This window comes from Flavobacterium sp. JLP, assembly GCF_015350755.1.
GTDB lineage: Bacteria > Bacteroidota > Bacteroidia > Flavobacteriales > Flavobacteriaceae > Flavobacterium.
In genome coordinates, this window is the sequence record NZ_JADKPS010000010.1 from 24,217 (window position 1) to 37,588 (window position 13,372).

The window sequence follows — 13,372 nt, forward strand, 5'->3', positions numbered from 1 at the left end:
TTGAATTCTAAATCTGTAATTATTGTTTTACTATTTTTTTAGAATAAGAACCTTTACTGTCATTCACTCTCACAATATAAACTCCTTTTGGCAATCTCGAAATTTCAATTTCAGATTGATTTCCTTTTACAAAATTTACCGTTTTCTTTAAAAGACTTTGTCCGCTAATCGAGAATATTTCTACTTCTCCATTTCCTTCGTGATTAGTGTCAATTTTTAAATAATCGTTAGTCGAATTTATAAAAATCGCCATATCGTTCGGACTTTCATTTTCTGTTATTGTCAGAGCTTTTTTGGCCGTAGCTTCAACTTGAACAAATTGCCATTGCTGATTTAATCCGCCTGTATAACTCCAAACCTGAATGTTAGCACCGTTTGCAGTCGAAACATTTTCAACATCAAGCGATTTACCACTGTTTACGTTAATTATTTTATAATAACCGCCACCAAGATCTGTCACGGTCCATTTGAATTCATTAGATGCCGAAAAAGTTTTTTGCTGTACTTTTAATCCATCGCCAGTTCCGTTATTTTCTACCGCTAAATACATTCCCGTTGATTTTACAATGATGTAGTAATTGCCGCTTCCGTCAGAAACAAATTTCCATCGCTGGTTATTTCCACCGCCGCCTGTTATATCGTATTGCTGAATACGGCCTCCGCTAGTTGTCGAATTATCTGCAACATCTAAACCTTTATTGCTGTTTCTTGAAATAATGTTATAATATCCTGGAAAACCAGAAGCAGGCGGTGTACCAGCGCTCCAAGTAAATGTAACAGCAGCATTTGCCGGAACCGCATAATTAAATGCAGATGATCCTGAAACAACTTTTATAGTATTTGATGATCCCGCAGAATTGTATACTACAAGTACGCTTGATCCGTCCGGATTTTTAAACCCAACAGATAGAATACTGCCACTAGTACTCGAAGACCCTATTCGTACGGCACCCGGCTTTACAAATTTTGAGATTTGACCAATAATATAGTACGCAACATTTTTAGTATAACTTGTACTGTTATTAATTGTCACCGCGCCTAAACAAGTATTACATCCTCCAGGAGTATGAGGTCCTAGGCTAGAATTGTTAGCAACATTCCATTCTAAAACTGTTTTAGCCCAGTTATTTGTTCCTCCAATCACTATATTTTGCATGTGCCAGCCAAAATCGCCACTAAAACTTCCACCTGAGCCAGTGTATTGTTCTGTAAAATAAACATTTTTATTAGTTGCATTTCGAACTGTTGACATTGCTGAAATGTTTCCTAAATACATATGAAAAGCTGCCCCATCTACATAACTGCTGTTATTTAAAACATCAATAGGATATGTTGTATTATCACAATTATGATCAAAAGCAATAATTTTAATATTTCCAAAACCTGCAGCTGCCATTTGTGGGCCAAGTTGCTGATTAATGAAATTTTTCTGCTCTGTTGAATTCATCAGCATGCTTGGTTCGTTATTCGGATTTTCTGGTTCGTTTTGTGGTGTGATTCCCCAAATAGAAATTCCCTGTGCCTGCATTGCTGTAAAATATTTCACAAAATATTTAGCATAAGCCGCATAATATTGGGTCTGCAAATTTCCGCCAAACCAAGAATTGTTTGTTTTCATCCAACGTGGCGCCGACCATGGCGTGGCTAGTATTTTTATATTGGGATTAATGAGCAGAATCTTTTTTATAATCGGAACTAAATAATTCAAATCAGGACCGTTCAAGCTAAAATTATTCATATTCACATCGCCTGCAGTTTCATTATAACTATAAGAAGAACTGCTTAAATCTGAAGCTCCAATACTTATACGAACTACATTTGCGTTTAAACCTGTAGTCGGATTATACAAGTCATTTAATAATTGATTTTGCTGCGTTGTAGCCATCCCGCTAATTACTTCACAGCTTCCTTCAGTAAGTGTATAACCAAATCCATCCATCGTCTGGTAGGTTGTTCCCGCATTAATTGTAACTGTAGATGGATTGGATCCGGAATTCGTTCCGAAATTTACAGTTCCCTGCTGTTGCAGTAATTTTGTTTGATCGCTTGTGGTTATCCAGGGCGTAACCGTTTGAGCATTCATCTTAGTAATGAACAAAAACATAATAAGGATAACCATTATTATTGTTTGTATTCGATTTGTAGGTTTTTGAGTAATTTTGTGCATCTTTTTGTGGTTTTTGGTTTGTAGATAGTTAAATTTTTCTCATTTTATTATGATTAATTTATTAAAACGAATCGAAATTAGATCAATTTTCACGAAATCGATATAATTAAAACTTTACAAATACACATCATTTGTAAAAAATAACTTAACAAAAACTGATCTTTATTTTTATTAAACAACTATATTTCAAACACTTAAATATTAAAAATCTCAACAAAAAATTATTTTAATATTCTTCTATTTAAAAAGATTTAAAATTCAGTTTTTAAGAAACTTATTCGCATAAAAATATTCGCATAAATAATTCATAAATGACAAATATCATGGAAACAAAAAGCAGTTATATTGTATTTTTGTGTTTATATTTATAGTAGGAAACATGGAAAATCTTAAAGACATTTCAAACATAGAAGACATAAAACAAATGGTTAACAGCTTTTATGGCAATGTTAGAAAAGACGATCTTATAGGGCCTATTTTTAATGAGAAACTCCAAGATCGATGGGAACCGCATTTGCAAAAAATGTATAATTTTTGGCAGACTATTTTATTTGATGTTCGAGCGTATTCTGGAACTCCTTTTCCGCCACACAAACAATTGCCTGTTGATAAAACGCATTTTAATCGCTGGATTGAAATTTTCAATTCTACTATCGATTTACAATTCGCTGGAGTAATTACTGAAGAAGCCAAAATGAGAGCGGCAAATATGGCCTTCATGTTCAGTCATAAAATTGAATATTTTAGGAATGCTGAAAATGAATTAAAGAACAGAGGCGAACAGTTATAAAAATCGAACATTCGATACAGCTGGATATACTTATAAGAATCTCACGAAAAACGCAATAAAAAACTATTTCGAATAAAAATATTGTCATGAATAACAAAAAATAGCGCCTTAAATTCGTAATTTTACATTCTAATCTACAATGTTTTTGAAATGAATCCAACTATTGAAACAAATCCGTTATTAGAGCGATTGCCTAAACATTTAAAGCAATTTATTAAACCTCAAGATTATAATGATTACACACCAATCAATCAGGCGGTTTGGCGTTATGTGATGCGTAAAAATGTAGATTATTTAGCAAAAGTAGCACATCATTCGTATTTGGATGGTTTGAAAAAAACCGGAATTGAGGTTGACTCTATTCCAAGTATGTACGGAATGAACCGAATTCTGACTGAAATTGGCTGGGCTGCAGTTGCCGTAGACGGATTTATTCCGCCTAATGCTTTTATGGAGTTTCAAGCGTATAATGTTTTAGTTATAGCATCAGATATCAGACAATTAGAACATATTGAATATACACCTGCACCAGATATTATTCACGAAGGTGCCGGCCACGCTCCTATTATTGCCAATCCTGAATATGCCGAATATTTGAGACGCTTTGGAGAAATTGGATGCAAAGCTATTTCATCTCACAAAGATTATCAGATGTATGAAGCGATTCGGTTGCTTTCTATCTTGAAAGAAGCCGAAGATACGCCTCAGGAAAAAATTGACGAAGCCGAAAAAGCGGTTGCCGATTTGCAAAACAATATGGGTGAACTTTCTGAAATGGCTCAAATTAGAAACTTACATTGGTGGACAGTTGAATATGGCTTAATTGGCACAGTTGAAGACCCTAAAATATATGGCGCAGGATTACTTTCATCTATCGGAGAAAGTGCTTGGTGTATGACAGATAACGTTAAAAAAATTCCTTACGACATTTCTGCCGCAAATCAAAATTTTGACATTACGCAGTTACAGCCGCAACTTTATGTAACGCCAACATTCTCTTATTTGAGTTTGATTTTAGAAGAATTTGCCAATAAAATGGCTTTGCGCACTGGAGGAATTTCAGGAATTAAGAAGTTAATTCATTCGAACGCTTTAGGAACAATTGAATTAAGTACTGGTTTACAAATCTCTGGTGTTTTTACTAATGTTTTGGAAGAAGAAGGAAAACCAGTTTACATTCAGACAACTGGAAAAACGGCTTTATCATATCGTGAAAAAGAATTAGTAGGTCACGGAACTTTAACGCATCCGCAGGGATTTGGAAGTCCGATTGGGAAACTGAAAGGCTTTAATCTTGCAATTGAAGATATGAGTCCGAAAGATTTACAAGCCTATAGTATTGTTGAAAACGAAACCGTAAAATTAGAATTTGAAGGCAATATTATTGTTGAAGGAGAAATTATTACTGGCTCAAGAAACTTACACGGAGAGATTATTTTAATCAGTTTTAGAAATTGTACTGTTACGCACGGCGAAACAATTTTGTTTCAGCCTGATTGGGGAAATTATGATATGGCAATAGGTAAAAAAGTAGTTTCAGCTTTTTCCGGTCCAGCCGATGTAAATAGCTTCGATCTAATTAATTCTGTTCCAAAAACAACTACTATAAAAGCAAAACATACAGACGAACGTGATGACTTAGAAGTTTTATATCAAACTGTGCGAATGATTCGAGAAAACAAAGATGCTAAAACTGAACTAAAAACTGTTTTTGAAAAACTCAAACAAAACCATTCTAATGATTGGCTGTTATCTGTTGAAATTGCTGAACTTTTAAAAGATTCTGATGAAAAACAACTTTTACAAGAAGTTTTGGTTTATTTGGATCAATTGAAAGTAAAACGTCCTGAAGTCGCGCATTTGATCTCTGGTGGTTTGGATTTGATTTTTGATAGCTCTTTGCCTAATTTGCCACAAAGACACTAAGGCGCGAAAGTTTTTATTATTTGAGTTTTTTAATTTATCATTTCAACGGAGGAGAAATTACACTCGGGATTCGACAAAGATTGAAGATACACTATGCGGAGTTTCTAGTGTGATTTCTCGTTCCTCGAAATGACAAGATTGAGAAAAAACCTTTGAACCTTTGCTACTCTGAACCTTTGTACCCTTCCTCTATAACTTCAAATCTTGATTTAACTCAGTCTCAGATTCAATAACTTTTCCGTTGTATTGTAACTTCCAGCCCATTGAATTTGTCATGATTAAAATCTTAGATAATTCGCTGATTAACCTGTTTTGAGCATTTGTTTTAAGAGAAGATTTTTCGATTTTTTTAGCCAAATTCGCTTTTACAGATTTATTTATTTTATTGTAATCATCTCCCGTAAAAGGGTTTAGTTTACTTTGTTCTACATCATAAAACTGAATATCTGGATTGATGGTAATTTCTTCTTTTGGAATATTTAAAATCGTAATTGTCTTGTTTTTCTCATCGATGTCATATTTCATTTTATGCAAATCATATGCTACAGTTACATTCGCATTGACCACAATAAGTGCTTTCTTCTCAAAAGAAATCATATCCATCAAATACTTCTGCTGATTTTTATAGGTGATAACTTCTGAAAAATGCCCTTCGGTTACAACCAGTTTGCCAACATTTAAGATCTGCTGCTGAATTAAATTGGTATTATACTGAATATCTGAATCATCTTCTTTTTTGAATTGGCAATATTTAAAAGCCAAAACAATTACAAGTACGACTGCAGTTAAAACTAGTATTCTTTTTATTAAGTTTTGCATTCCATTAATTTAGTAGACCAATTTACTTCTTTTTTCAAGAGCTTAAAAGTTTTTCGCAATGAAGTTTTTTCATTATGAATTCGTATTGCCACAAAAAACTTTTTTAAAATGGATATCCAATTGCAATATTCAAAATCAGATTGTCTTTTCTCCAAGGTCCGCTTCCAAAATTAATATCATCAATTACCCATCGTTCGCCTTGTGGCAAATAAGGTTTACGAAGTGGAAAAGCCAAATCCGTTCTTAAAATCAGGAAAGATAAATCAAAACGCAATCCTGCTCCAGCTCCAACGGCAATATCTTTCATAAAATCTTTGGTGATTTCTCCACCAAGTTTATTAGGATCAGCGTTCATCAGCCAAACATTTCCTGCATCTACAAAAAGAGCTCCACGCACAATGCTAAAAAGCTTAGCCCTGTATTCTGTATTAAATTCTAATTTTAAATCACCCGATTGATCCGGCAGATAATTGTTTGCCGTTTCTGTATTTAGATAACTTCCGGGACCAATAGAACGTGCTCTAAAAGCTCGAATACTATTTGTACCGCCAACTACAAATTGCTTAGCAGTTGGAAGCGCACCTGAATTTCCGTACGGAATTCCAGCTCCAACAATAACTCTGCTGGCCAATTCGCTTTCTTTTCCAAGTTTTAAATAATGTCTAAAATCTGCTTTAATTTTTACAAATTGACTAAACGGGACATCAAAAATTTTGATCGTATCGTTTTTCTTTACGTTTGCTCCGGTAACCAAGCCTGTAATATTTCCCGCCAAATCTAATTCGCCATTAAAATAAAACGTATTTTTTTTACGCTTTTGCATAGTGTTCGTATAAGTATACGAATAGGTTGGTCCAAAAATTAACTGCTTTTCAATCACTTTTCCAAGTGCAGGATCATCTTTAATATCTGCCAGATATTCATCAGTAACATTATTCGGACTAACATAAGTAACATCTAGGATATTCAATTGATGTTCCTTGCGAATATTTTCTTTCCATAAATAACCAAAAGAGGTTTTAAAAGAATTCAAAGCATACAATTGTGTTCTGTTTTGATATTCATATCGTAATGAAGCTTTGGTTCTCGGCACATATTCACTTGCACCTTCCACATGAAAAAATGGAACAATAAATCTTGGCCATGTCAAACTTGTTTCTGTTCCTAATTTGTAAATATTTTTTCCATTATTCGTTCCTGAAAGCTGGAAATCGGCACCACCAAAAACAGATACAGTCAGCAATTCTGCGCCGCGAAATAAGTTTCTATTATTCCAGTTGACGTTAACTTCGGTACCTGTATAACTCGCTGAATTGGTTTTTCCTAAAACCTCAACTCTAATAAATTTTTTAGGCAGTAAAGTAAGATAATAGTAAGAATCTAACGCATTTGGTATGCTGTCAGAAAGTTTAAATTCATTTTTTACGAAACCGAAAGTTCCCAAATTTACAAATCGATTTAAAGTAAGATTATGATCCTTTCGATTGTACAAATCTCCCTTTTTAAAATAAATTGCTCGGTCAAAAACTCTTGGCTTAAAGGTATTTGCAGTATCTATAATCGTAAAGTCTTTGTACTGAACAATGTCTTCCTTTTTATATTTTACAGTGTCTTTTGAAACCGTAAAATTAGGATAAACTACTATTTTATTGATTTTATATGCTGTAAGCGCTTTTGGCGGTGTATCTGGTTTTATTACCAGTCTTACTTTTACTTCGTGATCGCCTTTACTGCTGTCTACCTGAGCCAAAATATAATCGGGATTGAAGTAGAAATACCCTTTTTCCTTAAGTCTGGCATCAATTCTTTCTCGTTCTGCTTTTATAATATCTAAGTCATACGGTTTTCCAACCTTCAATAAACTTCTTCGGCTTGATCGCCCAATTATTCTTGACATTGCCAAAGAGTCATCAGGAAAAGTGACACTTTTGATGATGTATTGCTTTTTAGGAACAACGATATATTCTGCTGTCACTCTTTTATTTCTTACGGTTGAATCGGCACTTACTCGCGTTTTAAAATAACCTCTATTTTCTGTAAAATTTCGTAAGACTGATGCGTTATAATCTAAATCGACTTTGCTAAAAAGTACTGGTTCCTCACCCACTTTTGTTCGAAGCCAATTTCTTATTCCTTTTTCTTTTTTAGGCTGTCCGGCGATATTGTAAATCCACAACTTTGGGCGCAGTCCAAAAATTTGTTTATTTGGTTTTGGCCGCAATAAATCTTCCAGTTCTTTTTCTAACGCTTTTCGATCCTTCTTTTTAATGATTGAATCTTTAACTTCTACAGAACCGCCTGTATATAATAAATCGCCTTCGGGTAAATATTTTGTATTACTGCATCCAAAAACAAAAAATAAGGACAGCGTAATAAAATATTTTATATATCTGTTTTCCATATTATTATGTTTTTTGCTCATTACCTTCAATTTGATTTTCCTCATTCTCCTTTTTTTCTTTCTCTGCCTTTTCTTTTTGTTTTCTTTTTTCTTTACGCAGTTTTTCTTCTTTTATCATTTCTTTTTCTTCAGCACTGCGATGAAAAAGTTCGCGGAATTTATTGTAACTCATCGTTATAATAAAAGCAACGCCAGTTTCTACAACCTGACCTTCTACTGCAACCTGATATTCGTTTTTTCTATAAGCACGAACCATATAACGGCCGTCTTTTGTAAGCTGATAATCTAATGCTACGTCGCCGGCAATATTGGTGCTTTCTTCATTGGCACGTTCTTGTCCTTCGACTGCAAAACTGCTTCCAACAGTTACTTTTAATCTATCGTCTAAAAGTTTTTTCGAAACACCAACATTCAAATCGGTTCTGTTTTCCATAGTTCCAGATGTATAATCATCTGTAGATTCCAAATCAAATTCTAATTGAACTCCGGTAATTAATTCACTTGCAAAATCATTTAATTGCTGCGAAAGAATCTTGCTCACACTTTGTCTTGCCAATGATTCGGCACTTGTACCGCCACTTTCACTTGCAAACGGATTCTCGCCAACAAACCTGTTTAATAATAACAAAGCAAAAACTTGTTTGTTTAATTCAGCCGGCTCTTGTCTTAATTGTTCTAATTTTTGTTGTGAAGCTGTTACGATATCTGATGAAACATTATAATTCCCGTCTGGCAATACAATATCAAATGTAATTTCTGGCTTTAATAATTCGCCACTCATTTTTAAATGCGTTTCAAACGGAATCTTCTGTTTATAAGTATTTTTTATTGTTGGACTCACAGTACCCAACTGATTTCCTAACAAATCTATTGGAGCAGTTTCTACCTTGTAAATAGCTGTGATATTTAAATTTGCCATTGTAGGTTCGCCATTCCAAATAATATAACTTCCTTTTTGAATGTCGAATTTTCTTCGGATCATATTGAAATTCATTTCATATGCACCTTCTGAAAATTCATATTTACCAGTTAAAGTTGTTTTTCCAGAAGGATCAATTCCCCCTGTCAATTGCGCTTCTCCTTTTAGATCCAAATAATCTCCATTTCCTTTATCGATTATAAGTGTCATTTTTGCTTCTTTATCGATCGAAATTTCAACACTGACATCCATTCCAATCAATGGCGACTGATTCAGTTTTTTCTCCATTTCTGCCGTTTGTTTCAGATATTGATTATCTTCATCAACAAACTCTACAATTCCTTCTCTGTCAGCAATTGACGGATCTGACTGCGGTAAAACAAGTGTAAACTTAGTGTCTTTATTTATTTTAAGATTTCCTCCAACCACAGGATTTTCCAGCGTTCCTTTTATATTTAATTTTGTATCAATAAATAAATCTCCATAAAACAAATCATTGTCAGCCGCTTTAGAATGCATTGCTCTAAAATCATCTGCTGTTATTGTCAAGCCAAAATTATAATTTTTAAAATCTGGCGATTGTATTGTTCCGTCTATCGATAATTCATTGTCATTTTCGTCGTTAAGTGTAAATTTATCAAACGTGATAATATCATTATTAAAAGTGATTTTTTCCTGATCTGTTTTGAAAAATGAGTTCAACTGCGTGATTCTAAAACCTGTATCATTAAAGTTTAATTCGCCAGAAACTTTTGGGCTTGATGCTTGCCCAATAATTTTGAAATTTCCAGATAAATAACCTGTTCCTTCTGTAACATTGCCCATCGTAAAACCTTGAATACTTTTGATATTCAGCTTTTTCAAATCTAAATTAAAATCAAGATTTCCATCCTTCATACCATAATTTCCGGTCAGATTCAAGTCATTTCCTTCTCCGGTCAATGTAACATTTGCCACCAATAAATTATTGGTTTTGTTATCTACTTTTATAGCAATGTCACCAACTGGTTCGCCTCTAAAAGCAAAATCATCAATTTTTAGATCAGAGGTAAAAATTGGGTTCGTCATGACATTTTCTACCAAAGCGTTTCCGTTGATCAAACCTTGCATTAGTAATTTGTCTTTTTTGACCATGTTCATAATGGTCTCAATTTTAAAGTTTACAAAATCGACCTGCAATGGCGCATTATTTTGATTTCCTTGCGATTGAATTTTAAGTTCATTTCCTGAATTTGCTAAATTAAACTTGTTGATATAAAGTCTTTTTCCGCCAAATTCAACTGCATTTTCTGGATCAATACTCCATTTATCATAATTCAGAATAAAGTTTTCAGCATCGATTTTAAAAATGTTTTTAGAATCTTCTGTTTTAAATTCTCCTGCAATAAAGTATTGTTGTTTGTCTTTTGTATCTTTTACTTCGAGTGCATAATCCAAGATGTTGTTTTCGACTTTTCCTGATAAACTTGTAAACGGAATTTTTAAAGAACCGCTTTCAATCGTCGCTACAGAAATTTGATATTCTAAAGCGCTTTCTTTGGCTTCGATGTTTATTTTTCCGTCGGCAATCGTATTATCTGCGTAAACAATTCTCGGAATCGTTCCTTTTATTTCTAATGAATCGGTTACGTTGTTGTATTTTCCGGTGATTTTAATTGGCTCTAAACCTGTCAATTTTGGAATCAATTTAAACAGAATCGGATCGTTATCAACCGTTAATGTAAACGCTAATCTTTGTTCATCTGATTCTCCGTTTCCTTTCGGATTTTTTAAGTCGATGTATTTTGACAATGATTTTTTTATTGCCGATGCTAATGTGGTCAATCTATATTTTCCGTCAACTTCAGCTTTTAAAAACTGAGATGAGATTTTAATATTGTTACGTGTATTATCTGAAAAAGCAATTACACGAACCGAATCTAAAACAATTGGTTCTGCATCTTGCAAAATCTGAATGTTCGAAAGAAATACTTTTCCGTTTAAAAAATCAGGATTACTGTTGGCAATATCGGCATCAACATTCCCGCGTAATTTCATTGGCCCGGCATGAAGATGTAATTTTTCTAAATCAGCAATATCCAAGTTTAATTTTAATTGAACAGATGGATATTTGTCTTTTGTATTACCGCTTGCCGTTAAATTGAAATTCAAATTAGGATCTTTCATTCCAGATTTTACGGCAAAAGATCCGTTTTCGATATTTCCTTTTAAAGCTAAATCTCTGTAAGTATATTTATTAAAAACGGCTTTTTGAACCAAACCGTCAAATTGTGCTTGAGCTGTTTTTGGATCTAAACCTTTTCCTTTTACTTTCGCTTTAAGCGTAATTTTTCCAATTGAATCGTTTTTTTTGATTAATCTTCCTAAATCAAAATCTAATAAATAAACGGTTGCATCATATTTCTCTCTTTTTTTAACGCGCTGATCAAATAACGCATCAATTTTAGCATTTCCGAAACTGCTGTTTAAAGCTAAATTAGTTCTGAAATTTTGAACAGAACCTTTAAATTTTCCTTGTAAATTAAATTGAGAAGGCAATTGAATGTTTTTCGGAATCGTTCCCGCCGGCACAAAAGAATATACGTCTTTTGAAGTGCTTGATAGTTTTTTGATGTCTAAATCGTAATACGCTTTTTGAGCATCGGGCAAGCCTGTTATTTTCCCCGAAAGGGAAACCTTTGTAGTTCCTATACCGCTCATTTCGAACTGCGGAATAGTTAAATCTTTTATTTTTCCGCTTAAGCGAGTATTCAAATATAAAATAGCATTTGGGTTGCTTTTAAACGGATTTGTTTTTTGTAAATCTGGCGCGAACAATAAAATGTCTTTAAAGCCAATTTTCGATTGTTTTAAATTAGCATCTAAAGCAATATTTGCAATATCTTTTTTTAATGCATCAAGCGACGCATATGTAACTTTAATTTTATCTTGAACAAGCGTTTGCGGCGTTCTTAAATACAAATTATTTAAAGATGCATTTTTAGGCCCGTAAAAGAAATCTGTTTTTAAGGATTGAATGTTTAAACCGCTTTTTTCGTTTACAGCAAGCGATTTTATATTTCCTGAAATCGTATCGTTTCCGTAATACAATTTCTCGGCTTTAAAATTGAACTTATTTAAATCTAAATGGCTGTAATCAATTCCTTTCTGAACTTGTTTTGATTGCATATCGTCAAATTTGAAAGCGATATTTTCTAAATTAACATCATTCAGTTTTACTTTCCAGCCCGTTTGTTTGATTGCAGTTGAATCTAAACTTGGCGTGTGAATTTGCTTGTCTTTTGCGCCTAATCTTAAATTACCGCTAAGATTTTTCAACTCAAAAGAATCAAAATCTAACAGCTGATTGTTCAAGTCGATCTTATTCACAGACAAATCAAGATTGCCCAGTTTTATGCCAGAATCTAATTTCGAATCTTTGTTATCGTATGCAATATCAATTTTCGACAGACTAATTTTTCCTAATTTTAAACTAAAATCCTTTCGTTTTGAAATTGTATCAACTGTTTTTACTGAAACCTCAGCAATTTTCTCTACAACATCCTGATCCAGAACCAATTTTAATCCGTTTAAATTAATATTAGGAATATCGAAATTCATTTTATCCAAATCAAATTCCTTAAATCTGGTATCAAAATGCGTTACATTTACCTTGATATCATTTTTCGCGAAATCGTCTTTAAAATTAAACTTGACATTATCCAGATTTACTTTTACAACCGAAATTTTAAAAGGTTTGCTGTCCGGATCTTCGACTTTTGGCTCTTTAGATTCAAACGCTTTTATGATATAATCGAAATTGAAAACGCCGTCTTTATTTCTTGAGATGTTTGCTTTTACATTTTCAAGCGAAACAGAGTTGATCTCCAATTCGCTGCTGACCAACTTAAACAAATCGACATCCACTACTAATCGCTTACCAGCCAACAAAGTATCTTTGTTTTGGTCTTCAAAGTAAAAACCTTCAAGAACTACATCTTTAGGAAATTTGATCGAAATATGATTTAAGGAAACTTTGGTTTTGATTTTATCATGCAGATACGTAATTGCCTTGTCTTTGGCAAAATTTTGGATAGACGGAACCTGAATTAAAATAATTAGAAGCAATAAGAGCGCAACAATTGAACCCACGCACCAAAGAAGTACACGTAGTGTTTTTTTAAGAAAATGAACTTGTTTCTTATTCATACGTAAATAAACACGATTAGATTAAAGCTGCGTTATGGCAAGGCTGTATTTATACAGTTTACAAAATTGGAAAATTTAAACTTTAACAATTTACATAATTACAAGCAATTATTCTAAAATTTTACTCCCAATAGTTAAATTGTTGCCTTAAAAAAGACAAGA

At 33.2% G+C, this 13,372-nt stretch carries 6 protein-coding genes; 2 read left to right on the forward strand and 4 right to left on the reverse strand.

Annotated features, from left to right (window positions below; translation table 11 throughout):
- Positions 1-19: 19 nt before the first annotated feature.
- The gene (locus IRZ83_RS18760) at positions 20-2,167 is read right to left on the reverse strand and encodes an RICIN domain-containing protein (RefSeq protein ID WP_194570688.1); all 2,148 of its coding nucleotides are present in this window, start codon (positions 2,165-2,167) and stop codon (positions 20-22) included.
- Between the two features lie 379 nt (positions 2,168-2,546).
- Here IRZ83_RS18760 and IRZ83_RS18765 point away from each other — a divergent pair, with 379 nt between their 5' ends.
- A complete protein-coding gene (locus IRZ83_RS18765; protein WP_194570689.1) occupies positions 2,547-2,957 on the forward strand; it encodes a group III truncated hemoglobin in 411 nt (136 codons plus the stop codon).
- Between the two features lie 150 nt (positions 2,958-3,107).
- The gene (locus tag IRZ83_RS18770) at positions 3,108-4,883 is read left to right on the forward strand and encodes an aromatic amino acid hydroxylase (RefSeq protein ID WP_194570690.1); all 1,776 of its coding nucleotides are present in this window, start codon (positions 3,108-3,110) and stop codon (positions 4,881-4,883) included.
- 189 nt (positions 4,884-5,072) lie between these two features.
- On the opposite strand, the gene IRZ83_RS18775 is transcribed toward IRZ83_RS18770, so the two are convergent.
- The 3 genes from IRZ83_RS18775 to IRZ83_RS18785 form a co-directional block, all read right to left on the reverse strand.
- On the reverse strand, positions 5,073-5,702 hold the full coding sequence (locus IRZ83_RS18775) for a DUF4230 domain-containing protein (protein WP_194570691.1): 630 nt from the start codon (positions 5,700-5,702) through the stop codon (positions 5,073-5,075).
- Positions 5,703-5,805: 103 nt separating this feature from the next.
- Entirely contained in the window at positions 5,806-8,124 is a 2,319-nt protein-coding gene (locus IRZ83_RS18780; protein WP_194570692.1) for a BamA/TamA family outer membrane protein, read from the reverse strand.
- Positions 8,108-13,210, reverse strand: a complete 5,103-nt coding sequence (locus IRZ83_RS18785; protein WP_194570693.1) for a translocation/assembly module TamB — start codon at positions 13,208-13,210, stop codon at positions 8,108-8,110. Before IRZ83_RS18785 ends, IRZ83_RS18780 begins: the two co-directional genes overlap by 17 nt.
- Positions 13,211-13,372: the final 162 nt, after the last annotated feature.

Bases quoted from the DNA above. Each gene is read 5' to 3' on its own strand.
- IRZ83_RS18770 (WP_194570690.1), top strand. From the start codon at position 3,108: ATGAATCCAACTATTGAAACAAATCCGTTATTAGAGCGATTGCCTAAA.
- IRZ83_RS18760 (WP_194570688.1), bottom strand. From the start codon at position 2,167: ATGCACAAAATTACTCAAAAACCTACAAATCGAATACAAACAATAATA.
- IRZ83_RS18765 (WP_194570689.1), top strand. From the start codon at position 2,547: ATGGAAAATCTTAAAGACATTTCAAACATAGAAGACATAAAACAAATG.
- IRZ83_RS18775 (WP_194570691.1), bottom strand. From the start codon at position 5,702: ATGCAAAACTTAATAAAAAGAATACTAGTTTTAACTGCAGTCGTACTT.
- IRZ83_RS18780 (WP_194570692.1), bottom strand. From the start codon at position 8,124: ATGAGCAAAAAACATAATAATATGGAAAACAGATATATAAAATATTTT.
- IRZ83_RS18785 (WP_194570693.1), bottom strand. From the start codon at position 13,210: ATGAATAAGAAACAAGTTCATTTTCTTAAAAAAACACTACGTGTACTT.